We start from the raw sequence: 24,501 nt of genomic DNA, 5'->3' as shown, positions 1-24,501 counted from the left end.
CGGGTATGATTCGCGCGACTGACTGCAGCCATTGCCCGGTGATCCCCTGATGAATTCGTCGCAGGAGCTGCTCGACCATCTGAGCCGCAACAGCGCGCCCTACGAGGATCCGCTCCTGCGAGTGGAATGGGAGGCGTTGTCCCTGGACGATTTCTGGATCCCGGAGCCGGCCATCTCGCTGTACGGCACGCCGGAATACGACCGCCTGTCCGATGCGCTCAAACGGCGCCTGTCGCAATACGAATTCATCTACTTCATCAGCGGGGCCCTGTGGCTGGAGGGGCTGTTCATGGAGCGCATCGCACGCATCTCGATGCACTCCGCCGACCGCCTCGACCGGCTCAATTACCGTCTGCACGAACTGCGCGAAGAAGCCGGTCACAGCCTGATGTTCATCGAGTTCATGCGGCGCAGCGGTCTGGAACTGCCGCTCCGGCGGTTCCCCAAGCCGCGCATGGCCACGCTGGTCGGACGCTTCGCCCCGTTCGAATCGGCGGTGTTCTGGATTGCGGTGATGATCGGCGAAGAGGTCCCCGACCGCATGAACCGGCTGATCCGCCGCCACCGCGAGACCATCAGCCCCACGGTGCACGACGTGGTCACCACGCACATGATCGACGAGGCGCGGCACATGGCCCACGCCCGGGATACGCTGGAACAGCACATGGAAACCCTGCCGAACTGGCAGAAGATGCTGTACCGGCCGCTGATGCGCCGGGTGTTCCGCCAGTTCGTGCACGCGTTCTATTACCCCACGCAGGACATCTATCAGCTGGCCGGGCTGCCCGAGGGCCCCGACTACTGCCGTGTCGCCCGCAACAACCCGCAGCGCGCCGCGTTCATCGACGACTGCGTGGATCCCGCCCTGCAGCTCCTGCGCGAACAGGGCCTGGTGCTGCACTGGCGCTGACCCGAACCGGCCGCTGATCCGGATCACGGATCCCGAGCGGCACGATGCGCTACCCTTCGGCCCATGCGCCCGACCCGCCGCCTCCGCCCCGCACTCTCCACGCGCCACCAGATCGAACTGGGCGTGTTCGTCGTGGTGCTGGTCGCCATAGCACTGCGGGTATGGCTGCAGCCCGCGCCGGTCACCGAGCAGATCCAGTTCCGCGAGGAACTGCGGGTGGCATTCGTGGAACATGCCCTGGGCCGCTCCGACCTGGCGGACTACGGGGGGCGCGAACAACTGGAACTGGAGCTCCTCGACCGCCTCGCCGAGCGTCTGGGCGTTTCCCTGGAGGTCCGGCGCGTGGAACGCCCCGCGGATGTCCACGCCCTGCTCCGGGCCGGTCGCGTCGATCTGGGAGCCGGTCTTCTCGTGCCGCCGGGCGACGATGCCGGACTGCGACGGGGCCCCGAGATTCTCGAGGTTCAGCGTATCCTGGCCTACTGGCAGGGGGCCGAGAACGGCGGCCCCCTGCTGTCGCCCATGGACATCCCCGCAGGCAGCCGGATCGGCGTCCCCGCCGGGGCATCGCTGCCGCCCATGCTGCATCGCCCGCACCGGGAGGATGGCCAAGATGATGTCGCCACCACGGCCCCGCATGAAGTCCTGCCCCTGCCCGGGCCGGAGCGGATGCGCGACGCCCTGGAGCGCGGCGAGATCGACTTTGCCCTGATGACATCGCTGGAATACCGGCGCCTGCAGCGGCTGCATCCCGAACTGCGCGCCGGCTACGAACTGGCCGGCACCACCCCGCTGGTCTGGCTGTTTCCCGATCGTGGCGACACCAGCCTGGAACGTGAAGCCGGACGCTTCCTGCAGTCCCTGCGGGACACCGGTGAACTGGAACGGCTACTGGATCGTTACCTCGGCCACCTGGAGACCCACGACCTGGTGGACACCCTGACCTTCGAGCGACGCGTCCATGACCGTCTGGAACGTTTTCGCGATCTGTTCGAGGCCGCCGGCGAGAAATACAACCTCGACTGGCGCTTCATTGCCGCCGTGGCCTATCAGGAATCGCACTGGAACCCCGACGCGGTCTCGCCCACGGGGGTGCGGGGCCTGATGATGCTGACCCGGGCCACCGCGCAGGATCTGGGGATCCCCGACCGCACCGATCCACAGGCCTCGGTGGACGGGGGCACGCGCTACCTGCTGCAGATGCGCGAACGCCTCCCCGAAAGCATCCCCGAACCGGACCGCACCTGGATGACCCTGGCCGCCTACAACGTGGGCCTGGGGCATGTGAACGACGCACGTGCGCTGGCCGCCAACAACGGCGACGATCCGGACCGCTGGGTCGACGTGAAGGAATGGCTGCCGCGACTGGCCGAATCCCGCTGGTACGAACAGACCCGGCACGGCTACGCCCGCGGCTGGGAGCCGGTCAGCTACACCCGCAATATCCGCAGTTACTACGACAAGCTGATGCAGCGCTTCCCCGAACCCGGCGATCGCATGCAGCCCCCCGCCCCCGGTTACCGCAACACCCCCCTGGCACTGTAGCCGGGTTATTCGGCACGCCCGCCCGACGATCCGGCACAGTAGCGTGCCAGCAGGGACACGTCGGCGTCACCGCGCCCGTCCGCGCAGGCGGCGTCCACGGCAGCGCCGATCCGCCGGACCCCGTCCAGTTCCAGACCCGTGCGCCGGGCCAGCTCGGCCACGATCCCGGCGTCCTTCTGGTAGAGTCCCAGCTGGAACCCGGGCTCGAAGTCGCCGTCCAGCAGCCGCTGGCCGTGCACCTCGAGGATCCGCGATCCGGCAAAACCGCCCAGCAGCGCCTCGCGGATGCGTGCGGGATCCACGCCCTGCCCCTCGGCCAGCGCAAAGGCCTCGCCGATCGCCGCCAGGGTTTCGCCGACCACCAGCTGGTTGCAGGCCTTGGCGATCTGCCCGGCACCGCTGTCACCGACATGGGTGAGCGTGGAGCCCACGGCCTCCAGCAGGGGCCGGATCTGCTCGACCGCGTCCGCGGGCCCGCCGATCATCAGGCTCAGGGTACCGGCGCGGGCACCGGGCTCGCCCCCCGAAACCGGGGCGTCGATGAACACCATGTCACGCTCCGCCGCGGCGCGTGCGAGCTCGCGGGAACGTACCGGCTCGATGGTGCTGTGGTCGATGATGATCAGGCCCGGACGACCGTGTTCGAGCACCCCGCCGGGCCCCTCCATCAGGGCCGCGACGTCGGGCGTGTCCGAAACGTTGAGCACCAGGACGCAGACCTGCGCGAGCAGCCCGGCCAGATCCCCGTGCACCCGGGCACCGTCCGGTTCGAGGGCCCGCGCCTGTTCCGGACGTCGGGCCCAGACATGCACCTCGGCCCCCGCAGCAAGCAGGTTGCGGGTCATGGGCGCGCCCATGATGCCCAGGCCCACGCAGCCGACCGGCTGCAACGCGGCGGGGATCGTCGCTGACGACATGGAAAACTCCTCGGACTGGAAATCCGGCCAACGTAGCAGAAAAGGAGCCCGCATTGATTCGCAACCTCAGTCCGCACGCCACCGGTGCCCTGTTCGCGTTCATCGGAGTCATGGCGATCAGCTTCGACGGCCTGCTGGTGCGCCTCGCCGATGCCAGCGCGCCGGACATCCTGTTCTGGCGCGGCCTGTTCATGGCGATCACCCTCACCGTCGTGCTGCGGCTGATGAACGGGCGCTGGAGCTGGGCCTGCATGCGGCGCGGCGGCATGGACGCGTGGTGGACCGCGACCGGATTCGCTGCCACCAACTATCTGTTCGTCCTCGCGGTTTTGCATACTACCGTCGCGAATGCCGTGGTCATCCTCGCCGCCTCGCCGCTGTTCGCGGCCCTGTTTTCGGGCCTGATCCTGCGCGAATGGATCCCGCTGCGGACCTGGGTCGCGATCCTGCTCAGCCTGGTCGGCATCGTCGGCGTGTTCGCCGGCTCGCTGGAAACCGGCGGCTGGCTGGGGGACCTGTTCGCGCTGGGCGCGGCGATGGTGGTCGGCCTCAAGCTGACCCTGCTGCGCCGTTCGCCGCAAATCGACCGGCTCGCGGTGATCGCCACCGGCGGCCTGCTGGGCGCGGTGATTGCGCTCTTCTTTGCCGCGCCGCTGGCTGTGTCGGCCACCAGCCTGGCCACGCTGCTGCTGATGGGCGCGGTCCAGCTGCCACTGGCGCTGGTGATGATCGCCCTGGCCACCCGTCACCTCCCGGCCGGCGAGGTCGCCCTGTTCCTGGTCCTCGAAGCGGTGTTCGGTACCCTGTGGGTCTGGCTGTTCCTGGCCGAAGCGCCGCCGCTGATGACGCTCGTTGCGGGGACGGCCGTTCTCGTGACCCTGGCCCTGCACGCGCTCGCCAGCTGGCGCGACGAGGCACACTGAAAGCCGGTTATACTCGGCGACAGGGAACAGCACGGGGAGCCCCATGCCGGGAAGGCACGATCCACCCGCGAAGGACCACGGACATCCGGCACGGATGTTCGCGGGACTGGCCTGGATACTGATGGGCTTCCTGCTGCTCTCGCTCGCCGGGGGCACCGCCCAGGCCCAGACTCCGGGTGGGCAATCCGACGACGCCGACGAGGCCGCCCCCACCATCACCCTGCATTTCTTCTGGACCCGCGAGTGTCCGCGCTGTCTGGACGCGCTGCCGGTGGTCCATCAGCTGGCGCAGGACTACCCCTGGCTGGCCGTGCGCAGCTACGACCTCACCGCACACCCGCAACTGGGCTCGCTCTACCGCCAGATGGCCACCGAACGTGGCGAACAGGCCCGGGCGGTGCCCGGTTTCCTGTTCTGCGGGGCGATGCTGGAGGGGTTCGACACGCGCGGACGTCAGGAGGCCCGGCTGCGCGAATTGCTGGAGACCTGTCACCGGCGGGTTCAGGCCGGCGAACCGCCCGAGCTGGAACGCGCGCTGTGGACCGGGGCCGAGCCGCTGCGCCTGCCCCTGTTCGGCGAGCTGCACCCCGACCGGCTGTCCCTGCCGGCGCTGACGCTGCTTCTCGCGGGCTTCGACGCGTTCAACCCCTGCGCCTTCTTCGTCCTCTTGTTCCTGCTGAGCGTGGTGGTGCACAGCCGCAGCCGGGGCCGCATCCTGCTGATCGGAGGGGTCTTCGTGACCATCTCGGGGGTCATCTACTTCACCTTCATGACCGCCTGGCTGAACGCCTTCCTGGTACTCGGCGAGATGCCTCTGATCACGCGCATCGCCGGGGCCGTGGCGCTGGCAATGGCGCTGATCAATATCAAGGACTACTTCCTGTTCAAGCGCGGGGTATCGCTGAGCATCCCGGATTCGGCCCGGCCGGGCCTGTTCCGCCGCATGCGCGAGCTGACCCAGGCCGACAGCCTGCCCTGGGTGCTGGGCGCCACCGTGGTCCTGGCGGTGGTGGTCAACCTCTACGAGATCCTGTGCACCCTGGGCTTCCCGATGATCTACACCCGGATCCTGACCACCCACGATCCCGGCGCGGTGAGCTATTACGGCTATCTGGTCGCGTACAACCTGATCTACGTGCTGCCGATGCTGGCGATCGTCGCCCTGTTCGCCTTCACCCTGGGCAACCGCAAGCTGCAGGAACACGAGGGGCGTCTGCTCAAACTGCTGTCCGGGATGATGATGCTGGCGCTGGGCCTGTTACTGCTGCTGCGCCCGGACCTGCTCTCCAGCCCGGTGTTCGCGATCGGGGCGATCGGCGTGGCCATCCTGCTGACGCTGATCGTGCGCCGGCTCACCCGAGCACGCGCCTCGAACTGAGGAGGTTCCTGTCACACCCGGGCCGTCGGCTCGAACGGGACGACCAGGGCCTGCTCCTCCTCCTGCATCCGCTCGCGCTCCTCCTCGGCCGCATCCTGCAACCCGAAGAACCACACCACGAACAGCAGCGTGAACACCACGAAGAACGCCATGCCCGCCCACGAGAGCACGTGCAGCACCGGTCCCGGGCGATCCTTTTCCGGCACCTCGGGACGCTGGATGGCGCGATAGTTGAGCCAGGCGAACACCGGCGAGGTCAGGAACGACACCACCATCGCGAACTGCAGCATCGCCAGCAGATCGGTCAGCAGGAACTGAATGATCACGATGCAGGCCACCACCGTGAACAGCAGCCATGCGACCAGAGTGCGCCGCAGCCCCGTCTCCGGGCGGTCGAACAGCAGCAGGGTGCTCATCGCCAGCGAGCGCGGCCATCCGTCCATGCAGGTCAGGGTGGTACTGAACATCGCGGAAAACGCCGCCAGCACGATCAGCCAGTGCGCCCAGTCGCCGATGGTCGAGGTGTACATCTCGATGAAGCGAGCGGAGAACTCGCCGGCCGTCATGTCGGCCAGCTCGATCCCTGCGCCGGCGCGATACATCACCAGCGCACCCAGGGCGAGGAAGAACACCGCCAGGACCACGGTCACGATGTAGCCGATGTGGAAATCGGCGGTCGACTCGCCCACCGTGGCGCGGTGGCCGGTCTCGATCTCGCGCGAAGTCCGCCACAGCGACGGCCACGCCGCGATGTCGATGGGCGCCGGCATCCAGCCCATGAACATGATGATGAAGCCGATGGAGGCAAGGTCCCACGGGTCGCGCCCGACGAACCCCTCGGGGATCTCCGCGCTCTGCCAGATCGCCACGATCACCGCGGTCAGGGTGGACACCGCCAGCAGGAACACCACCACCTTGGCGATCTTGTCCAGCAGCTGATAATGCCCGGCGATGATGATCGCGGCACACAGCAACAGGATGCCGATGGCGATCCCGGTCACGTAATCGGCGGCGTCCACGAACGGGAACGCCAGAAACAGACTGGCGGAGATGAACGCGACCCCCGCGGTATTGAGGAAGGCATTGACCAGATTCAGGCCAAAGAAGGCCGCGAGAAAGCCCTTCCCCATGCGCCGGTAGCCATGCAGGATCGTGTCGCCGGTGGCCGCGCGGTACTTCACCGCGTACAGGAAGAACGGGTACTTGAACAGGTTGGCCAGCAGCAACAATCCCAGCAGGGACCAGCCGTAGAGTGCACCGGCCTGGGTCGAGGACACCAGATGGGAACCGCCGATCGCGGCGCCGGCCATCAGGATGCCCGGCCCGATCGCCTTGCCCAGATCCGTCCGGGGCTGCCAGAACAACTGCATGGATCACCTCGCGTTGGCCGGAACAGTCTGCCGCAGAGCTGCTGCCTTTGCAGGAGCGCGCCTGCGCGCAAACGCGGCGAAGGGTAGCGCATTGCCCCGGCGACGACCATGGGCACCGGAAATCCCCGCGCGGTCCTGCCCCCTTCGCGGCACCCGGCGGGAACACCTTACACTGTGCGGGATCCCGACTACTCGTTTTGCGAAAAGGACACCCCTTGACCGCCATCCGCATCCAGGACCTGCGCAAGTGGTACGACGGCACGCCGGTGGTGGACGGCGTCAACCTGGACATCCCGGAGGGCGAGTTCTTCGGCCTGCTGGGCCCCAACGGGGCGGGCAAGACCACCACCCTGCGCATGCTGCTGGGCCTCACGCCCATTGATGCCGGTCACATCGAGGTCCTCGGCCGGAGCATGCCCGAGGGCGAGCGGGCGGTCCGCCACCGACTGGGCGTGGTGCCGCAGTTCGACACCCTGGATCCCGATTTCACCGTCAGCGAGAACATGAGCACCTATGCCTCGTATTTCGGCCTGTCCGGCCCCTCGCTGCACACGCACATCGACCGGCTGCTGGAACGGGTGAACCTGAGCGACAAGCGCGACGCGCCGATCCAGTCACTGTCCGGGGGCATGAAGCGCCGCCTGACCCTCGCCCGCGCGCTGATCAACGACCCGGCCGCGGTGATCCTCGACGAACCCACGACCGGACTCGATCCCCAGGCCCGTCACCACCTCTGGCGACAGCTGCGCGAGCTGCGTGCCTCGGGTGTCACCCTGGTGCTGACCACGCATTACATGGAAGAAGCTGAAGAACTGTGCGATCGCATCGCGATCATCGACCATGGCCGCATCATCGCCTGTGACTCCCCCGCCCGGCTGATCCGCGAACACGTCGAGCCCTGGGTGGCCACGGTCGCCGGCCGCGGCGCCGCCGCATCCATCGAAAACGAACTGGGGCCGCGCGACCGCGCCCACCAGGTCGCCGACACCTGGCTGATCTACACCCCCGACCCGGAAGGCCTGCGCGGCCGGCTGGAGGCACGCGGGGAACGCATGGGCCTGCGCGAGGCCAACCTCGAAGACGTCTTCCTCAAGCTCACCGGCCACGACCTGCGGGACTGAATGCCCATGCGCCAGCGCACCCACCCCCTGCTCCCCCGCCCCGGCCCGCGCCTGTTCACGGTGTGGCGCCGCAATCTGCGGGTGTGGCGCAAACTGATGCTGCCGGCGGTGGTCGGCAATTTCGGCGAGCCGATCCTCTACCTGCTCGCGTTCGGGGTCGGCTTTGGCGCCATGGTGGGCGAGGTCGACGGCATGCGCTACATGGTGTTCATCGCCTCCGGCATCGTCGCCTCCAGCGCGATGATGACCGCCAGCTTCGAGGGCATGTACTCGGCCTATACGCGCATGGCGGAACAGAACACCTGGCTCGGCATGCTGGCGACCCCGCTCACGCTGGACGACATCGTGTTCGGCGAGGCCGTGTGGGCCGCCACCAAGGGCCTGATCTCCGCGATCACCGTACTGATCGTGGCCAGCCTGCTGGGGCTGGTGGCCGACGCGCGCGCCCTGCTGGCGCTGCCGGTGATCTTCCTCGCCGCCTTCACCTTCGGCGCGCTGGCGCTGGTCGTCACCTCGCTGGCGCGCAGCTACGATTTCTTCCTCTACTACTTCACCCTGGCGGTCACCCCCATGCTGCTGCTGTCCGGGGTTTTCTTCCCCCTGGAACAGCTCCCCGGCTGGGTGCAGACCCTGGCCTGGATGCTGCCGCTGGCCCACGTAATCGAACTGGTGCGGCCATTGATGACCGGCGAATGGCCGATCCGCTGGCTGCCCCATCTTGCGGTCATCACTGGCTACGGCGTCCTGGCCATCAGCGTGGCCAGCTACCGCATCCGCCGCCGGCTGCTGCGCTGACCACAGGGAATGTTCCCGGGGCTCCGACAGTCTCTGCAATCATCATCCTTTTCACGATCGACAGGTACGAACCGATGAAATACTGGCTCGCCGCCATGCTCCTGATCCTGCCCGCCACCGCGCTGGCGGAAAACGTCCAGGTCCGCGACCTCGAAAAAGGCGAAGGCGCCGAGGTCGTGCGTCATGACACCGTGACCGTGCATTACACCGGCTGGGTCCACGAGGACGGCGAGGATCAGGGAGAGCCCTTCGATTCCAGTCGCGACCGCGGCCAGCCGTTCACCCTGACCCTGGGCGCCGGCGAAGTCATTCCGGGCTGGGAGAAGGGCCTGGAGGGCATGCGCGAGGGCGGCGAGCGCGAAATCATCATCCCGCCGGAACTGGGCTACGGTTCGCGCGGCGCCGGTGACGTGATCCCGCCGGATGCCACCCTGCGCTTCGAGGTGGAGATCCTGGAGGTGGAACCGGCCCCGTTCGGCGGGCTCGACAATGACGAGCTGGCCGGGATGCTGGAACGCGATGACGTGACCGTGGTCGACATCCGCCGCCCCGACGAATGGGCCGAGACCGGGGTGGTCGAAGGCAGCCTGCGCATGACCGCCTTCGACGAACGCGGCCAGTTCATTCCGCAATTCGGTCAGGCGTTCACCGATGCGGTAGACCCGGATGACACCGTGGTCCTGATCTGCCGCACCGGCAGCCGCACCGGCGTACTGGCCCGCGCGCTGGCCGACGGTCTGGGGTACGAGGACGTCCATAACGTCACCGACGGCATCAAGCACTGGCTGGAAGAAGACCGCGTGGTGCAGCACGACTGCCCCGATACCGAGGAGACGGCGGTTTGCTGATGCGGCGACATGGCGGACCCGGGGCCCTCGGTCTGGTCCTGCTGCTGCTCGCGGCCCCGGCCACGGGCGAAGGGGACGAACACGAGGAACTGCCGGCAGTGCTCCCCGAACCGGTGACCACCACGCATTCGCTGGAAACGGTGGACGACGAACGGCTTGAATACCGCGCGACGGTCGGCTACACTCCGCTGGGCGAGGATCGCGAACACCCCGAGGCACGGGTCTTCAGCGTGGCCTACACGGTGGAGGATGAAGACACCGACCGCCCGGTGACCTTCCTGTTCAACGGCGGCCCGGGGGCGGCCTCGGCCTATCTCAACGTCGGCGGACTGGGACCGCGGGTCCTGGACACCGACGACCGGGGCCTGTCGGCCGCCACGCCACCGCGGCTGACGGACAACCCGAAGACCTGGCTGGCGTTTACCGACCTCGTGTTCGTCGATCCGCCGGGCACCGGCTTCAGCCGGGTGATGGAGGCCGGCGATCCCGAAGACTTCTTCGAGCCGGAGGGCGACCTGGCCGCGCTGGAGGAGATGCTGGAACGCTGGCTGGACGACCACGGACGGCGCGGCGACCCGGTGTACCTCGGCGGGGAAAGCTATGGCGGCTATCGCGCCGGTGCCCTGCCCGCGCGGCTGATGCGCAACTCCGGTATCAGCGTCTCGGGCACGGTGCTGGTCTCCCCCGCGCTGGATTTCGGCATGCTCGAGGGCGGCACCGGCCGCCCGCTCCCGCACGCCCTGATGCTGCCGGCGCTGACCGCCTCGGCACGCGCGCATGACCGCCTGGGCGATGACCCGCCGAGCCTCGAGCAGGCGGAGGCATTCGCGCTGGGGGACTATCTCGAGGGGCTGCTGCACCCGGGGCGGATCGACGCCGACTGGATCGATGAAGTGGTCCGCTTCACCGGGATGGAGCGCGACCACCTGCGCGCGACCGGCGGCCGCATCACCCTGAACATGGCGCAGCGTGGCCTGCTGCGGGACGAGGGCCGGCTGGTCAGCCTGTACGATGGCGGGATCGATTCGCCGGATCCGGTCCCGACCCGCACGCGGCCGCGGGCCGATGCCATCCTCGACGGTCTGGTGGCCCCGCTGTCCACCGCCATGCTGGACCACCTGCGCAACACCCTGGACTGGTCGCACGGGCATCAGTATCGCCTGCTCAGCCGCGAAGTCTTCGGTGCCTGGGACTGGGACAGCTCGCAGCGGACCGGCCCGGCCTCGGCGATGGACGACCTGGCCACCGCCCTGGCACTGGATCCCCGCTTTCGCATCTTCAGCGTGCACGGCGAGGCCGACCTGATCACCCCCTATTTCGCCACCGAATGGCTGCTGGGGCAGATCGCGCATGCCGCGGACCCGGGCGACGACGAGCGCATCGTCACCGGCCGCTATCCCGGCGGGCACATGCTGTACATGCGTGCCGACACCAACGCCGAGCTGTTCGACGACGCCCGGCGCTTCTACACCGGACACGCAGCGGACCCCGACTGACCGCTTGCCGACCCGGGCGCCCTCCAGTTACTGTAATTACGAACAGTATCCGGAGCCGCCCCGTGTCGTCCGTCCCGTCGCTCACCCCGCGCCAGCAGGCCATCCTCGACTACATCACCGAGGTGATGACCACCCAGGGCACCGCACCCACGCGCAACGAGATCGCCGCGGCCTTCGGCTTCCGCTCGCCGCATGCGGCGGAATGCCACCTCAAGGCCCTGGCGCGCAAGGGCGCGATCGAACTGGTGGGCGGGGCGGCCCGCGGGATCCGCCTGTCCCCCGAGGCCCGCCCGTCTCCCGGCACGCCCCCGGAAGCGGACGGCATTCCCCTGATCGGCCGGGTCGCGGCCGGCTCGCCGCTGCTGGCCACCGAACACATCGAGGGGCACTACCAACTCGGCGACGCCCTGTTCCGCGCCCGCCCCGACTACCTGCTGCGGGTACACGGCGAAAGCATGCGTGATGCCGGCATCCTCGACGGCGACCTGCTCGCCGTGCGCCGCACGCCGGAGGCCCGGGATGGCCAGATCGTGGTCGCGCGCATCGAGGACGAGGTCACGGTCAAGCGCTTCCACCACGATGGTTCGCGGATCCGCCTGCTGCCCGAAAACCCCGATTTCGCCCCCATCGATATCGACCCCGAGCGCCGCGAACTCGCGATCGAGGGGATCGGCGTGGGCGTGCTGCGCGATCTGGAAAGGGAATGAGCCGCGCCCTGGACTCACTGCTGGAACACCCGTCCCTGTGGCGCGGCCGCCAGGGCGCCCCCGCCAGCGGCGACGCGGTCTGGCCAGCGGGGACACCCGAACTGGAAACGGCCCTGGGCGGCGGCTGGCCGCGCGGCCAGCTGGTGGAACTGCTGGGCGCGCCCTTCGGCAGCGGCGAGACCCGCCTGCTGGTCCCGATGCTCGCCGCCTGCGGGCGCGCGCGTCTGTGGATCGCCCTGATCGGCCCGCCGGCCACCCCCTGGCTCCCCGGCTGGCAACAGCTGGGCATTCCCCCGGAGCGGGTCCTGCTGGTGCGGGCCGACCAGGACGGCGAACGCCTGTGGAGTGCGGAACAGTGCCTGCGCGACCCCGCCTTTGGCGTGTTGCTGATCTGGATCCACGGCCCCGCGGAGACCGCACGACTGCGGCGTCTGCGCCTGGCGGCCGGCGAAAGCCGCGCCTGTGCCGTGCTCCATCGTCCACCACAGGCCGCGGAACAGCCCTCACCCGCACATCAGCGCCTGCAATGGCAGCCCCATGGCCGGGGCCTGCGCCTGCACTTCATCAAGGGCAGCGGCGCCCGGTACCGGCGCGGCCGGCCGCTGGATCTCTCCGTGGCGCACCCGCCTCCCGCGGAGGGCACCCCGTGATCCCGGACACACGTCCTGCACGACCGGCACCCGACACGGAGCAGGCCCACCCGGGGCCGACCCTGCAACTGCTCCCGGGGCTCCCGGAGCCGGCGCGGGAACCTGACCCCGCTCCCGTCCCCGCGCCGGAGGCCCGGGAATGCTGGCTGGCCGTGCAGCTTCCGCATCTGGCCCTGGATCTTCAGGCCCGCCGCCGCGCGGATGCCGCCCGTCTCGCGCAGCATCCCCTGCTGATCGTGGAACGCGGGGAACGACCCCGGGTGCATGCCGCCAACCGTGCCGCGCGCCGCGCCGGCGCCCGCCCGGGCATGCCCCTGGGCGATGCCCTGGCCCTTCTGGACACCCCGGAACTGATCGAGGACGACCCGGCGGCCCGCGCGCGCGAAATTCACCAACTCGCCGCCGCCCTGCTGCAGTTCAGCGACCACGTGCATCCCGAACCCGAAGAGCAGCGCATCCTGCTCGAGGTCGGGCGCAGCCGGCGCCTGTTCGGCGGGCTGCCGGCCCTGCGCGAACGGGCAGAGGCGGTGCTGCGCGAACTGGGTTTCCAGCCGCGCACCGGCATGGCCCGCAGCCCGGCTGCTGCACGGCTGTTCGCCGCGCACCGGCACCCGGAGATCCCCGAGGACCGCGACGCCCTGCGCCGCAACCTGGCACGCTTCCCGCTGAACACCCTGCCGTTGCCCGCGGGCACCCGCGAGGCTCTGCAGGCCACCGGCCTGCGGATGTTCGGTGACCTGCTGCGTCTGCCGCGCACGGAACTGGCACGACGCCACGAACCGGAACTGCTGCAGACCATCGACCGCCTGCTGGGTGACGCCCGCGAGGCCCTGCCGCGCTTTTGCCCCCCGGCCACCCTGGAACTCGCCCTGCGCCTGGATCACGAGATCCGCGCGAGCACCGCGCTGGTGTTCCCCCTGCGCCGCCTGCTGCAGCAGGCCGAGCAGCAACTGCGCGGGCGGGCCCTGAGCCTGCAGCGCATGCAGCTGGAACTGCGGCATCGCGAGACCACCACCCGCCTGAGCCTGGAACGCGGCCAGCCGGGCATCCGCGCGGCGGACTGGCTGAGCCTGTGGCAGACCCGACTGGAGCGCGAGACCCTGCAGGCCCCGGTCATCGGCCTGCGCCTGCACGCGGCCGACCTGCTGGACCCGCCCGCCACCGATGACGGCCTGCTGACCGGAGATCCCGCCGGCGAGAACAACCCGGGCATGCACCTGCCCGCCGTGCTTGCCCGCCTGCGGGCGCGCCTGGGGGCACAGAAGGTCGGCGGCCTGAGCAACCGGGGAACCCCGGCCCCGGAAGACGCGCAGGAGCCCGTCGGCTCCACCCTGCAACGGCTCCGATCCACGCCCGCGCCCGGCCCCGCGCAGCAGGCCTGCGGCACGGCCCTGTGGGTGCACGCGCCGGTGCCGGCAGCGGCCACGGATCTGCAGGGGCTGCAGCCCCTGGGACGCATGGAAAACGGCTGGTGGGACCGGGGAAACGATCAGCGCCGCGACTATGCCCTGGCGCGCGACCCGCGCGGTCGCGGGGTCTGGGTGTTCCGCTGCCTGCGCAGCGGGCAATGGTATCGCCAGGGCTACTGGGGATAGACCCCGCGGTTACCGGTGGTGTTCGCCCGCCCGCTCCGGCTGAAACAGCACCTTGTCGATGCGCACGTGCATCACGCCCCCGCCCGGACGAGGCCACTCGATCTCCTCGCCCTCCGAGAGTCCGAGCAGGGCACTGCCCACCGGCGCCATGATCGACAGCGTCTGCCCGCTGTCATCCATGTCACGCGGGTAGACCAGGGTCATGGTGAATTCCTCCCCGGATTCCACCACCCGGAAGCGCACGCTGGAGTTCATGGTTACCACCGACGCCGGCATCTCGTGCGAGTCCACTACCCGCGCACGATCCAGTTCGGCCTCCAGCCCGGACTTGCCGGGCCAGTCTTCCGCCGAAGCGGATTCCAGCAGCTTGTCCAGCCGTTCCATGTCGGTTGCCGAAACAACGATCTCGGGCTTGTCCACAACTCCACCTCTCAGGGCCGGTCACCGATTCCGGGGTGACCGGACGAACATGCAGGGAAAGGCCGCCGCGGCAACGACGGACACTACAAAGCCGGGCACGCGGACGCCGGTGCCTCTGTCCCATCGATTCTGGGGGCGAATGACACAAAAGACAAACCCTCCGCACGATGTGATCCGCATCAAGGCCACACGGTCACCGAACTGCTACACAGGGGGCAGATGTGCATCCCGAGGCCCGCATGAATCTCCAGATGAACGAACCGTTGCCCGGCTTCGATCGCCCCCTCGAAGTCCTGCGTGCCTGTCATCGTCGCCTGAAGGGCTGTCTGGAGACGCTCGACCGCCTGCAGGCACATGTCCCCGATCATGGTGCGGATGCCGAGGCCCAGGCCGCCGCCCAGCGGCTGCTGAAATATTTCCATGCCTCCGCACCGCACCACCATGCCGACGAGGACGAAGATCTGTTCCCGCGGCTCAAGGGCCTCGGCCATCATCCCGACTGCCATCCCCAGCTGCCCGACTGGCTGGACCGTCTTACCGCGGAGCACGAAACCCTGGAAAACGGCTGGTCCCGGCTGGAGCCGGCCCTGCTCGACATCGCCGAAGGACGCGATGCCTCGCTGGACGGCGCGGCGGAATGGATCGACCAGTACCGGCGCCATCTGGCCCTCGAGGAAGAAGCCGTGCTGCCGCTGGCCGAACACCTGCTGGACGCCGATCAATGCCGCGCCATCGGCGAATCCATGGCCCGCCGGCGCGACCTGGAACCGGAACCCCATGGCTGATTTCACTCTCGACCTGCGCGGGCTGGGCGACCATGCCCATACCCGCGCCTATTACACCCTGCGCGAACTCGGCGCCGGTCAGACCTTCGACGTGCTTGTGGAGGAAGAGCCCGAACTGCTGATGGCCGCGGTCGCACAGCAACTGCGTCATGCCATCCACTGGGAAACCGTCGAGGCCGGCCCGCCGCTGTGGACCCTGCGGGTCCGCCGGCGCGACGACACCGAGCCCGTCGACCTGGTCGATCTCCTCACCCGCGACCACCTGCGTATCGACCGCCTGTTCGCCAGCGCCCTGCACCGGGTCAATGCCGGCGACGCCGAGGGCGCAGCACCGGCGTTTCATGCCTACGTCGCCGGACTGCGACGCCACGTACACGTGGAGAACGAACTGATCGTCCCGCTGCTCGATCTGCCGCGCCATCCCCGCGGCGATGACCCGACCTCGATCATGCTGCGCGAACACGAGGAGCTGCTGGACCAGACCGCGATGCTGGAACACGAATTCACCGAGGGCGTGGACGAACCCTGGGCCATCGCACCGTTCTTCGCCCTGATCTCGGGTGGTCTGGCCAAACACGAAGGACGCGAGGAACAGAACCTGTTTCCCCACTGGAGCCGGCATTTGCGCGAACAACCCGATGTCGCGCGCGAACTCTTCGGCAAGGCCCGGAGCATGCTCATCGTCCCCGGCGAGACGGACGAAACGGAGGATTCGCCGGAAACGGATCGTTCCCGGGGGCCTGCCCGCTAAGGATCGTCGATGCCGGGCGTCAGGGTCTCCAGCCGGCCGTCCGGATACAGGCCGACCACCCCGGCCCGCCCGACGCCGCGCACCCGCACCCCGTCCGGGGTATGCGCCTCGTAGTCCTGGTGATGGTGCCCGTGAACGATCAGCCCGGCCCCCAGCAGCTCGGCCAGGCCGTCGATGGTGTCGAAGCCGCTGGCATGCGGCGACGGCGCCTCGTGGGTGACCAGGATGTCGGCCTTTAGCCCGCGCAGGCGCTCGATGTCTTCGGGATAGATGGAGGTGCGATGGCGCCGGGGCAGGCCCGGTTCGCGATCCCCGGCGCCCTGCCAGCGATCGCGTTCCGGGAGCTGCGCCACATGTTCGCTTCGGGTGAAGAAGACCGGCGCCTTGCAGCGCGGGCCCCGCGGGTACCAGACGCGGCCACGGAACACCCCGCCGAGACCCGCTACCGGCCGGCCGGCCACTTCCGCGACACGCGCATGCAGATTGCCCGCCACATAGGAACTGCCGAACACATTCGCCCAGGCCGCATCGGTATCACTCTCGTGATTGCCGGGGATCCAGTAGATCGCCGGCATCGTGGCACCCGCCGCCACGGCTTCCCGCAACGGCGCCAGTACGGCATCCAGTGACTGTTCGCGCAGTTCCATGTCCCCCAGCAGGACCACGGCCCGCGGCCGGTACCGTGCCACCGCCTCGATCAGGGGATCGAAGAGACCATGGGGGTCGCCATAGAACAGAATATCGGGTGCCACGCCGCTCCCGGGGGTTCGCGAATGCGCCTACCCTAACGCATCCCCGCCCCCGGGCGCGCGCCTCCCGCGATCAGCGGAGGTAACGCCCGCGCAGCATGTTGTAGTACAGCGGCTTGATCATGTGCACCTTCAGCCGCCACCACATCCAGCTCGGCTGCCCCTGGTCGATGAAGCCGAAGGTCGGGACCTCCTCCAGGGTGTAGTCGAACTCGACCAGGGCCGCCTTGCCCACCTCGGTGATCAGCGGGCAGGAGGTGTAGCCGTCGAAACGCTGTTGCGGTTCGCGATCCTGCAGCACCGACACCAGGTTGTCCGGGGTCACCGACCCGTGGGCCCGGACCGTGGAGGCCGTCTTGCCAATCGCCGTGTCCACCACGTCACCCGCGCCGAACACGTTCGGGTAGCGGGCATGCTGCAGAGTCTGGTCGTCCACGGCCAGCCAGCCGCCTTCCGCCAGACTGCCGTCTTCCACCGCCAGACCGGCCTCGCGCACCCAGTCGTGGGCGCGCATGGGCGGCACCACGTGCAGGTAGTCGTAGTCCACCGTCTCGCGATTACCGTCGCCGTCCACGAAGGTCGCACGGCGCAGCTCGGGCTCCACGCCCTGCAGCACGGACCCGGATTCGATCCCGACTCCGCGCTCGCGATAGATGTCGCGCACCATCCCGTCAAAACGTTCGACGCTGAACAGCGCGCCTTCCGGGGCGTGATAGTGGAATTCCATGCGATCCCGCTGCCCCGCCTTGCGCAGCAGGTCCTCCGCGATCAGGGTCGCCTTGATCGGTGCACCCGCGCACTTGATCGGCGTATTCGGAATGGTGAAGCGGGCCACCCCGCCCTGCTCGCCCAGGCGCTGCGTCTGTTCGTAGGCATGCCGCGCCTGCTCGGGGCCGGCATAGATACTGGTCAGGCCGTTCTGCCCGATATCCGCGCGCTCCAGGCCTTCGATCGCCTCGTAATCCAGATGGATCCCGGTGGCCACGACCAGGAAGTCATAATCCAGACGATCGCCGCCGGCGGTCTCGACCACCTGGCTCTCCGGATCCACTGCGGCCACGTAGTCCTTCTTCCAGTCGACGCCGCGCGGGATGTAATGCTCGTTGCGCGCGGTCACGTCGCTGACCGAATAGGTCCCGGCCGCGACCAGGGTCCAGCCCGGCTGGTAGTGATGGGTCTCGCTCGGCTCCACCACGGTGATGCGCGCCCCGTCCAGCAGGTCGCGCAACCGCGCCGCCACGGTCAGCCCGGCGGCGCCGCCGCCCAGCACAACGATCCGCGCGCGGGTCTGCACTCCGGCCTGCGCCGCCGCGGGCGCGGACCCCACGGCCGCCGCCGCGGTCAGCCCGCCGGTCAGTTTCAGGAAATCCCGCCGCGAAAGTCCGTCCCGCAATACCAGCGGTGCCTTCGACGAACCTGCCTTATTGCGATCTGTCATGTGTATGCCTCCTCGCGACCCCGTCATCCCGCGGGGCGTCTTTTTCCGGAGCGGTCGCCGATGGCGCCGCGCTTCAACCCTTCTGACATACAGATTTCGTGCCAGTGCCACAAAACTCGCAAAAACCGCTTTCCGCGCGCCTCGGCCGCCCGACTCCGGACGCTTTGTCTGCCGTGACTGTCATTTCCATGTTCCAGACTGTCATGTGCGGCATGTACAACACCCCGGGACCACGAGGCTCGTCCCGGACCGATGCCGCAAACCGCGTCGCAGCGCGAACACGCACGCCAGAGCGAGAACTGGCACGCAACTTGATTGTCATCCGGGCGGAACGCACCACGCGTCCTCTCTCAATCGTTCACGGAGGCAATGCCATGGAGCTTGACCCCTTACTCCTGTCACGACTGCAGTTCGCATTCGTCGTGTCATTTCACGCACTGTTCCCGGTATTCACCATCGGGCTCGCCTCGTTCATCGCCTTCCTGGAGTTCCGGGCCTGGCAGACCGGTGATGCCCTGTACACCCGGATCTCGAAGTTCTGGATCAAGATCTTCGCGGTCGTGTTCGGCATGGGGGTGGTCTCCGGGATCGTGATGTCCTTCCAGTTCGGCACGAACTGGAGCGTGTTCTCGTATGCCACGGCCAATTTCCTCGGGCCGGTGCTGTCCTACGAGGTCATCACCGCGTTCTTCCTGGAGGCGGCCTTCCTCGGCGTACTGCTGTTCGGTCGCGACCGTGTGCCGCAGGGCGTGCACGTTTTCGCGGCGATGATGGTGGCACTGGGCACCTTCATCTCCTCGTTCTGGATCCTGGTGGCCAACAGCTGGATGCAGACGCCCGGCGGTGTGGAGCTGGTTGACGGAGTTTTCCAGGTGACTTCCTGGGGTCAGGCCATCTTCAACGACAGCTTCTGGCCGCGTTTCTTCCACATGGGGCTGGCCTCGCTGCTGACCGCCGGCTTCGTGGTGGCGGGGGTCTCCGCCTACTACCTGCTGCGCAACAAGCACGTCGAGATGAACCGCAAGGCGCTGGGCGTGACCATGTGGATCCTGCTGTTCGCCGCCCCGGCTCAGCTGGTGGTGGGTGACATCCACGGCCTCAACACCTTCGAGCATCAGCCGACCAAGGTGGCGGCGATGGAAGGCGTCTGGGAGACTGAACGCGGGGCCCCGTTCCTGCTGTTCGCCATCCCCGACTCGGCCAACGAGACCAACCACTTCGAGATCGGCCTGCCCAACATGGCTTCGCTGGTGCTGACCCACGAGCTGGACGGCGAGGTGCCCGGACTGAACGAAGTGCCCGCCGAAGAGCGTCCCCCGGTCGGCATCACCTTCTGGTCGTTCCGCATCATGCTGGCCATTGGGTTCGTGATGATCGGCTTCGCCCTGTGGAGCGCCTGGCTGCGCTTCCGTGGCGACCTGTACCAGTCCGAGCGCTTCCTCAAGGGCCTGACCTGGATGATCCCGACGCCGTTCGTCGCGGTGCTGGCGGGCTGGTTCGTGACCGAAACGGGCCGTGCGCCCTGGCTGGTCTACGAAATCATGGACCACGCGACCGGCCTCACGCCGTCGCTGACCGGTGGCATGGCGCTGTTCAGTCTGCTGGGTTACATCGCGGTGTATGCCGTGGTGTTCACCGCCGGCGTCTATTACATCGTGCGCATCGTGCGCAAGGGTCCGGAGCCGGACCAACCGGTGCAGGAGCCGCAGCACGCCAAGCGCCCGCTGTCGGCGGCCGATACGCCGTTCAACGACAACCCTGCCGCTGACGCAAGGAGCTGAAACCATGGTCGATATCACACTGGTATGGGTCGTGATCATCGCCGTCGGGCTGGTCAGCTACGTCCTGATGGACGGGTTTGACCTGGGCGTGGGGATCCTCTTCCCCTTCGCCCCCGGCGAGCAGTCGCGCGACATCATGATGAACTCGGTCGCCCCGGTCTGGGACGGCAACGAGACCTGGCTGATCCTCGGGGGCGCCGGCCTGCTGGCAGCCTTCCCGCTGGTCTACTCGGTGTTCCTGCCGGCTCTGTACATCGGGGTGTTCCTGATGCTGGCCGGGCTGATCTTCCGCGGCGTCGCCTTCGAGTTCCGTTTCAAGGCGAGTTCGGCGAAGTCGCGGCGCGGCTGGAACGCCTCCTTCGCGATCGGCTCGATGGTGGCGGCCTTCGCCCAGGGCGCGGTCGTCGGGGCCTATATCCAGGGCTTCCAGATGGACGGGCTGAACTACGCCGGCACCGCGCTGGACTGGCTGACCCCGTTCACGGTGCTCACCGGTCTGGGTCTGATGGCGGGCTACGCTCTGCTGGGCGCGACCTGGATGATTCTCAAGACCGAGGGTGAAACCCAGGCGTTTGCCTATCGCGTGACCCCGTGGCTGCTGGGTGCCGTGCTGGTGGTGTTCGGGCTGGTCAGTGCGATCACGCCGTTCATCGATGCCAAGGTCATGGAACGCTGGATGGGCACCTTCGAGATCCTGTGGGTCCTTCCGGCCCTGGCGCTGCTGGCGGCCTGGCAGATCCTGCGCTCGGTGCGCCGGCGCCACGAGGGGCTGCCCTTCGTGTCCACGATCGCCCTGTTCATCTTCACCTTCCTGGGGCTGATCGTGAGCAAGTGGCCGTACGTGGTCCCGCCGGACTACACCTTCTGGGACGCCGCATCTTCCCCGGATGCGCAGCTGTTCATCCTGATCGGGGCGCTGTTCATCATCCCGATCATCCTCGGCTACACCGCGTGGACCTACTGGGTCTTCCGCGGCAAGGTCACGGCGGACGCGGGTTACCACTAGCGCCGCTGCCTGACCGTTCAGGGTTTGCGACCGGGTCTTTCTCTCTCTCTCCGGACCCGGCTCGCAGGCAACCGCCCGCTGCGGGGCGTAAGGGAGACACTGCCCCGTATACGGGGCAGTGTCTCCCTGGGCGCCACGGACCTTCGGGTTCGTGGCGTTTTTTGTTTGCGGAGCACCGGAACACGATGCGGGAACATGACTCCAACCGGGAACACGGGAGATACTGCATCGCGCAGGGACCCATTCCCGGACACCGGAGCCGTCAGCATCGTGAACGAAAAGTTGCCCACAGAATCCGTGCCTCAATGGACACGCGGCCTGGACCGCGACGAGGTGGTCAGCATCCTCGACGTGTTTCAGGAGCCCGCCATCCTGCTGTCGCCAGACTACGACATCCTGGGCGCCAATCAGGCCTATCGGCATCTGTACGAGGTAGATGCCGGGGGCAACGGGCAACGCTGCTACGAAGCCTCGCACGACTTCCGGCGGCCCTGTGACGAAGCGGGCGAGACCTGCCCTCTGCGGGATACCCTCGCCACCGGCAAGCCCAACCGCACGCTGCACGTCCACCATACGGCCCGCGGCAAGGAACACGTGGACGTGGAGATGTTCCCGATCTACGGTTCCGACGGCAAGCTGCGCTACCTGATCGAGGTCCTGCACCACCTTCCGGTCTCGTCGCCGCAGGCCGGGGAACAGGGGCTGGTCGGACAGTCCGCCGCCTTCAACGAGATGCTGGGGCTGGTCAGCCGGGTCGCACCCAGTGAGGCATCGGTGCTGCTGCAGGGCGAGTCGGGCACCGGCAAGGAGCTGGTGGCCCGTGCCGTGCACGACCAGAGCCGCCGCGCGGAAGGCCCGTTCGTGCCGGTGGAATGCTCCGGCCTGACCGAGACCCTGTTCGAAAGCGAGCTGTTCGGCCATGAACGCGGGGCCTTCACCGGGGCCACCCATGCCAAGGCCGGGCTGGTGGAATCCGCCGCCGGTGGCACACTGTTCCTCGACGAGATCGGCGACGTGCCCCACGGGCTGCAGGTCAAGCTGCTGCGCCTGCTGGAGACCCGGACCTTCCGGCGGGTGGGCAGCACCGAACCGCGGCGCGCCGATTTCCGCCTGGTCTGTGCCTCGCACCGTGATCTCCGCCAGCTGGTCCGCGAAGGGGAGTTTCGCGAGGACCTCTATTACCGGCTGAGCACCTTTCCCATCCGCGTACCGCCGCTGCGCGAACGCAGGGCCGACATCCCGATCCTGTCCCAGGCCCTGTTCGAGCGCCTCGAACTGCCGGCCCGCCCGTATCTCAGTCAGGGCGCGCGCGAGGTGCTGGAACGCTATCCCTTCCCCGGCAACATCCGCGAGCTGCGCAATATCCTGGAACGCGCCGCGCTGCTCAGCGACGGCGAGGAGATCCGTGCGGAACACCTGGGCACCGAGGTGACCGAAGGCGTCGATGACCGCGATCTGCCGCCGCCGCGCGCGCTGGCCGGTGGCGAGATCCGCCCGCTGGAGGAAGTGGAACGCGAATACCTGCGTTACGCGGCCACCGTTCATCGGGGCGACCGGCGCTCGCTGGCGGCGCGTCTGGGGCTCAGCGAACGCAGCCTGTACCGGCACCTGCAGCGGCTGGATGACGACCTCTGAGCCACACCCGCCGGTGCCGCTCCGCGTGGCGCATCAGCCCGTGACAACCCCGTAACAGCGATCCCCCAGCGGACAGCCGTCGCACAGCGGCCGTGGCCGACAGCGCTGTTTGCCGTGCTCCACGATCAGCGCATGGAGCTCGTTGAACGCCACGGTATCCGCACCGAGCTCGGCCTCCACGGAAGCCCGCAGCGTCTCGTAGCCGTCCCGCGCATGCGGTCGCCCGAGGCGTTCGAACAGTCGCCGGGTGTAGGCATCCACGACGAACACCGGGCGGTGGAAGGCGTACAGCACGATGTCATCGGCCGTTTCCGGACCGATGCCCTTCACCCCCAGCAGGGCCTCGCGCAGTGACCCGGTCTCCAGCGCAGACAGCGACTCGATCCCGCCCGTCCGCTCGAGGAACGCCAGCAGGTGCCGCAGGCGCCCGGCCTTGACGTTGTAATACCCCGACGGGCGGATTCGCTCGGCCAGTTCCTCCGGCTCCAGGGCCGCCATCCCCGCCGGCGTCAGCGCATCCGCCTCGCGCAGGGCCGCAAGTGCGCGCTCCACGTTGCTCCAGGCCGTGTTCTGCGTCAGCACCGCCCCGACCATGACCTCGAACGCGGTCTCGGCCGGCCACCAGTGCAGCGGACCGTAATGCGCGTGCAGCCGCTCCAGCACCGTGCGGCAGTCCGGCACCGCGGTGTCAGCACCGTCGGTCATGGCTCAGCGCCCCGGCCGGCCGCGTCCGCTGCGCGCCCCCCTGCCCCGGCGCGCGCCGGGCTTGCCGGATTTGGCGGATTTGGCGGTCTTCGCCCCGGCACCCGGACGTGACGAACTCCAGCCCTCGCCCTTGTCGCGACCCCTGGCTGCCCCGCCCTTTTTCTTTTTCGGCCGAGTACCGCGACGTTTCTCCGGCGGCTGCAGATTCTCCGGCACATTCAGCCCCGCCTCGCGATACAGCGCGGCCACTTCGCCTACCTCGAGGTCACGCGCAGCGCCCGATTTCAGCCCGCGCCCCAGCACCACCGGCCCGTAGCGCACCCGGATCAGGCGGCTGACCGTGACCCCGACTGCATCCCACAGCCGCCGCACCAGGCGATTACGCCCCTCGCTCACGATCACGTGATACCACTGGTTCGCCCCGTCGCCACCACCGGCCTCCAGCGCATCGAAGCGCGCCGGACCGTCCTCCAGTTCAACGCCCTCCAGCAACATGCGCCGGGTCTCTTCCGGGACTTCCCCCAGCACGCGCACGGCATATTCACGTTCCATCGCACCGGCCGGATGCATCAGGGCGTTGGCCAGCTCGCCGTCGGTGGTGAACAGCAGCAGCCCCGAGGTGTTCAGATCCAGCCGGCCCACCGCGACCCAGCGCTGGCCCTTGAGTTTCGGCAGGCTGGCGAACACCGGACGCCGGCCCTCGGGGTCGGAGCGCGAGCAGATCTCGCCGACCGGCTTGTGATAGGCGATCCAGCGATGCGGATATTCCGGTCGCGTGACCACGCGGCCGCGCACCCGGATCACGTCATCCGGCCCCACGCGATCGCCCAGTCCGGCGGTATGCTGGTTGATCTGCACCTCGCCGCGTTCGATCCACCCCTCGATCTCGCGCCGCGATCCCAGACCGCGCGCCGCGAGGACCTTCTGTACCCGTTCCTGCATCGAGCCCTGCCACTGTTTATGATGACCGCCCACG

The 24,501-nt window shown here is 68.4% G+C and carries 23 protein-coding genes; 16 read left to right on the top strand and 7 right to left on the bottom strand.

The annotated features are described in order from the left end of the window. Window positions 1–49: 49 nt before the first annotated feature. Both C998_RS0102910 and mltF read left to right on the top strand, forming a co-directional pair. Entirely contained in the window at window positions 50–910 is an 861-nt protein-coding gene (locus tag C998_RS0102910) for a diiron oxygenase (protein WP_018869353.1), read from the top strand. A 63-nt stretch (window positions 911–973) separates the two neighbouring features. Further along, a complete protein-coding gene (mltF, locus tag C998_RS0102905; protein ID WP_018869352.1) occupies window positions 974–2,455 on the top strand; it encodes a membrane-bound lytic murein transglycosylase MltF in 1,482 nt (493 codons plus the stop codon). 5 nt (window positions 2,456–2,460) lie between these two features. Here the strand turns inward: mltF and C998_RS0102900 are convergent, their stop codons facing one another. After that, window positions 2,461–3,372 (bottom strand): NAD(P)-dependent oxidoreductase, encoded by a 912-nt coding sequence (locus tag C998_RS0102900; protein WP_038081552.1) that lies wholly within the window; start codon window positions 3,370–3,372, stop codon window positions 2,461–2,463. A gap of 53 nt (window positions 3,373–3,425) precedes the next feature. On the opposite strand from C998_RS0102900, the gene C998_RS0102895 reads away from it, so the two are divergent. Both C998_RS0102895 and C998_RS0102890 read left to right on the top strand, forming a co-directional pair. Continuing rightward, a complete protein-coding gene (locus C998_RS0102895; protein ID WP_018869350.1) occupies window positions 3,426–4,295 on the top strand; it encodes a DMT family transporter in 870 nt (289 codons plus the stop codon). Window positions 4,296–4,389: 94 nt separating this feature from the next. Next, window positions 4,390–5,673 (top strand): hypothetical protein, encoded by a 1,284-nt coding sequence (locus tag C998_RS0102890; RefSeq protein WP_018869349.1) that lies wholly within the window; start codon window positions 4,390–4,392, stop codon window positions 5,671–5,673. A gap of 11 nt (window positions 5,674–5,684) precedes the next feature. On the opposite strand, the gene C998_RS0102885 is transcribed toward C998_RS0102890, so the two are convergent. Further along, a complete protein-coding gene (locus C998_RS0102885; protein WP_018869348.1) occupies window positions 5,685–7,043 on the bottom strand; it encodes an NRAMP family divalent metal transporter in 1,359 nt (452 codons plus the stop codon). Window positions 7,044–7,258: 215 nt separating this feature from the next. Here C998_RS0102885 and C998_RS0102880 point away from each other — a divergent pair, with 215 nt between their 5' ends. The 7 genes from C998_RS0102880 (at window position 7,259) to C998_RS0102850 (ending at window position 14,255) form a co-directional block, all read left to right on the top strand. After that, on the top strand, window positions 7,259–8,164 hold the full coding sequence (locus C998_RS0102880; RefSeq protein ID WP_018869347.1) for an ABC transporter ATP-binding protein: 906 nt from the start codon (window positions 7,259–7,261) through the stop codon (window positions 8,162–8,164). A 6-nt stretch (window positions 8,165–8,170) separates the two neighbouring features. After that, window positions 8,171–8,959: an ABC transporter permease gene (locus tag C998_RS0102875; protein ID WP_018869346.1), complete on the top strand. Its 789-nt coding sequence runs from the start codon at window positions 8,171–8,173 to the stop codon at window positions 8,957–8,959. A gap of 74 nt (window positions 8,960–9,033) precedes the next feature. Continuing rightward, the gene (locus tag C998_RS0102870) at window positions 9,034–9,807 is read left to right on the top strand and encodes an FKBP-type peptidyl-prolyl cis-trans isomerase (RefSeq protein ID WP_018869345.1); all 774 of its coding nucleotides are present in this window, start codon (window positions 9,034–9,036) and stop codon (window positions 9,805–9,807) included. After that, complete coding sequence (locus C998_RS0102865) at window positions 9,807–11,303, top strand: hypothetical protein (RefSeq protein WP_018869344.1); 1,497 nt, start codon at window positions 9,807–9,809, stop codon at window positions 11,301–11,303. Before C998_RS0102870 ends, C998_RS0102865 begins: the two co-directional genes overlap by 1 nt. A 62-nt stretch (window positions 11,304–11,365) precedes the next feature. Then, window positions 11,366–12,010 (top strand): transcriptional repressor LexA, encoded by a 645-nt coding sequence (gene lexA, locus C998_RS0102860; protein ID WP_018869343.1) that lies wholly within the window; start codon window positions 11,366–11,368, stop codon window positions 12,008–12,010. Next, window positions 12,007–12,660, top strand: a complete 654-nt coding sequence (gene imuA / locus C998_RS0102855; RefSeq protein WP_018869342.1) for a translesion DNA synthesis-associated protein ImuA — start codon at window positions 12,007–12,009, stop codon at window positions 12,658–12,660. The genes lexA and imuA overlap by 4 nt, the downstream gene beginning before the upstream one ends. A 146-nt stretch (window positions 12,661–12,806) precedes the next feature. Beyond that, window positions 12,807–14,255: a DNA polymerase Y family protein gene (locus C998_RS0102850; RefSeq protein WP_026279450.1), complete on the top strand. Its 1,449-nt coding sequence runs from the start codon at window positions 12,807–12,809 to the stop codon at window positions 14,253–14,255. Window positions 14,256–14,264: 9 nt separating this feature from the next. Here the strand turns inward: C998_RS0102850 and rnk are convergent, their stop codons facing one another. Continuing rightward, on the bottom strand, window positions 14,265–14,675 hold the full coding sequence (gene rnk / locus C998_RS0102845; RefSeq protein WP_018869340.1) for a nucleoside diphosphate kinase regulator: 411 nt from the start codon (window positions 14,673–14,675) through the stop codon (window positions 14,265–14,267). A gap of 239 nt (window positions 14,676–14,914) precedes the next feature. On the opposite strand from rnk, the gene C998_RS0102840 reads away from it, so the two are divergent. Both C998_RS0102840 and C998_RS0102835 read left to right on the top strand, forming a co-directional pair. Continuing rightward, window positions 14,915–15,460 (top strand): hemerythrin domain-containing protein, encoded by a 546-nt coding sequence (locus tag C998_RS0102840; RefSeq protein ID WP_018869339.1) that lies wholly within the window; start codon window positions 14,915–14,917, stop codon window positions 15,458–15,460. Next, a complete protein-coding gene (locus C998_RS0102835) occupies window positions 15,453–16,211 on the top strand; it encodes a hemerythrin domain-containing protein (RefSeq protein ID WP_018869338.1) in 759 nt (252 codons plus the stop codon). The genes C998_RS0102840 and C998_RS0102835 overlap by 8 nt, the downstream gene beginning before the upstream one ends. On the opposite strand, the gene C998_RS0102830 is transcribed toward C998_RS0102835, so the two are convergent. Beyond that, window positions 16,208–16,963: a metallophosphoesterase gene (locus C998_RS0102830; protein WP_018869337.1), complete on the bottom strand. Its 756-nt coding sequence runs from the start codon at window positions 16,961–16,963 to the stop codon at window positions 16,208–16,210. The two genes, C998_RS0102835 and C998_RS0102830, sit on opposite strands and share 4 nt — an antisense overlap. Window positions 16,964–17,033: 70 nt before the next feature. Further along, entirely contained in the window at window positions 17,034–18,398 is a 1,365-nt protein-coding gene (locus C998_RS0102825; RefSeq protein ID WP_019021997.1) for an NAD(P)/FAD-dependent oxidoreductase, read from the bottom strand. A 374-nt stretch (window positions 18,399–18,772) separates the two neighbouring features. Between C998_RS0102825 and C998_RS0102820 the strand changes: the two genes are divergently transcribed. The 3 genes from C998_RS0102820 (at window position 18,773) to C998_RS0102810 (ending at window position 22,820) form a co-directional block, all read left to right on the top strand. Continuing rightward, window positions 18,773–20,179 (top strand): cytochrome ubiquinol oxidase subunit I, encoded by a 1,407-nt coding sequence (locus C998_RS0102820; RefSeq protein WP_018869335.1) that lies wholly within the window; start codon window positions 18,773–18,775, stop codon window positions 20,177–20,179. Window positions 20,180–20,183: 4 nt separating this feature from the next. Beyond that, window positions 20,184–21,185 carry a cytochrome d ubiquinol oxidase subunit II gene (gene cydB / locus C998_RS0102815; protein ID WP_018869334.1) on the top strand — a complete coding sequence of 334 codons (1,002 nt, stop codon included), beginning with the start codon at window positions 20,184–20,186 and terminating at the stop codon, window positions 21,183–21,185. Between the two features lie 270 nt (window positions 21,186–21,455). Further along, window positions 21,456–22,820 (top strand): sigma-54-dependent Fis family transcriptional regulator, encoded by a 1,365-nt coding sequence (locus tag C998_RS0102810; protein WP_018869333.1) that lies wholly within the window; start codon window positions 21,456–21,458, stop codon window positions 22,818–22,820. Between the two features lie 33 nt (window positions 22,821–22,853). Here C998_RS0102810 and C998_RS0102805 read toward each other — a convergent pair whose 3' ends face one another. Continuing rightward, entirely contained in the window at window positions 22,854–23,525 is a 672-nt protein-coding gene (locus tag C998_RS0102805; protein WP_018869332.1) for an endonuclease III domain-containing protein, read from the bottom strand. A gap of 3 nt (window positions 23,526–23,528) precedes the next feature. Further along, window positions 23,529–24,467, bottom strand: a complete 939-nt coding sequence (rluB, locus tag C998_RS0102800) for a 23S rRNA pseudouridine(2605) synthase RluB (protein WP_018869331.1) — start codon at window positions 24,465–24,467, stop codon at window positions 23,529–23,531. Window positions 24,468–24,501 lie beyond the last annotated feature (34 nt).

The organism is Thioalkalivibrio sp. ALgr3, assembly GCF_000377325.1.
Classification (GTDB): Bacteria; Pseudomonadota; Gammaproteobacteria; order Ectothiorhodospirales; family Ectothiorhodospiraceae; genus Thioalkalivibrio.
Note: the sequence above shows the minus strand (reverse complement) of the source record. Positions and strands in the feature narration are given on the sequence as shown.

Bases quoted from the DNA above. Each gene is read 5' to 3' on its own strand.
- C998_RS0102910 (WP_018869353.1), top strand. From the start codon at position 50: ATGAATTCGTCGCAGGAGCTGCTCGACCATCTGAGCCGCAACAGCGCG.
- mltF (WP_018869352.1), top strand. From the start codon at position 974: ATGCGCCCGACCCGCCGCCTCCGCCCCGCACTCTCCACGCGCCACCAG.
- C998_RS0102900 (WP_038081552.1), bottom strand. From the start codon at position 3,372: ATGTCGTCAGCGACGATCCCCGCCGCGTTGCAGCCGGTCGGCTGCGTG.
- C998_RS0102890 (WP_018869349.1), top strand. From the start codon at position 4,390: ATGTTCGCGGGACTGGCCTGGATACTGATGGGCTTCCTGCTGCTCTCG.
- C998_RS0102885 (WP_018869348.1), bottom strand. From the start codon at position 7,043: ATGCAGTTGTTCTGGCAGCCCCGGACGGATCTGGGCAAGGCGATCGGG.
- C998_RS0102875 (WP_018869346.1), top strand. From the start codon at position 8,171: ATGCGCCAGCGCACCCACCCCCTGCTCCCCCGCCCCGGCCCGCGCCTG.
- C998_RS0102870 (WP_018869345.1), top strand. From the start codon at position 9,034: ATGAAATACTGGCTCGCCGCCATGCTCCTGATCCTGCCCGCCACCGCG.
- C998_RS0102865 (WP_018869344.1), top strand. From the start codon at position 9,807: ATGCGGCGACATGGCGGACCCGGGGCCCTCGGTCTGGTCCTGCTGCTG.
- imuA (WP_018869342.1), top strand. From the start codon at position 12,007: ATGAGCCGCGCCCTGGACTCACTGCTGGAACACCCGTCCCTGTGGCGC.
- C998_RS0102840 (WP_018869339.1), top strand. From the start codon at position 14,915: ATGAATCTCCAGATGAACGAACCGTTGCCCGGCTTCGATCGCCCCCTC.
- C998_RS0102835 (WP_018869338.1), top strand. From the start codon at position 15,453: ATGGCTGATTTCACTCTCGACCTGCGCGGGCTGGGCGACCATGCCCAT.
- C998_RS0102825 (WP_019021997.1), bottom strand. From the start codon at position 18,398: ATGACAGATCGCAATAAGGCAGGTTCGTCGAAGGCACCGCTGGTATTG.
- C998_RS0102820 (WP_018869335.1), top strand. From the start codon at position 18,773: ATGGAGCTTGACCCCTTACTCCTGTCACGACTGCAGTTCGCATTCGTC.
- cydB (WP_018869334.1), top strand. From the start codon at position 20,184: ATGGTCGATATCACACTGGTATGGGTCGTGATCATCGCCGTCGGGCTG.
- C998_RS0102805 (WP_018869332.1), bottom strand. From the start codon at position 23,525: ATGACCGACGGTGCTGACACCGCGGTGCCGGACTGCCGCACGGTGCTG.
- rluB (WP_018869331.1), bottom strand. From the start codon at position 24,467: ATGCAGGAACGGGTACAGAAGGTCCTCGCGGCGCGCGGTCTGGGATCG.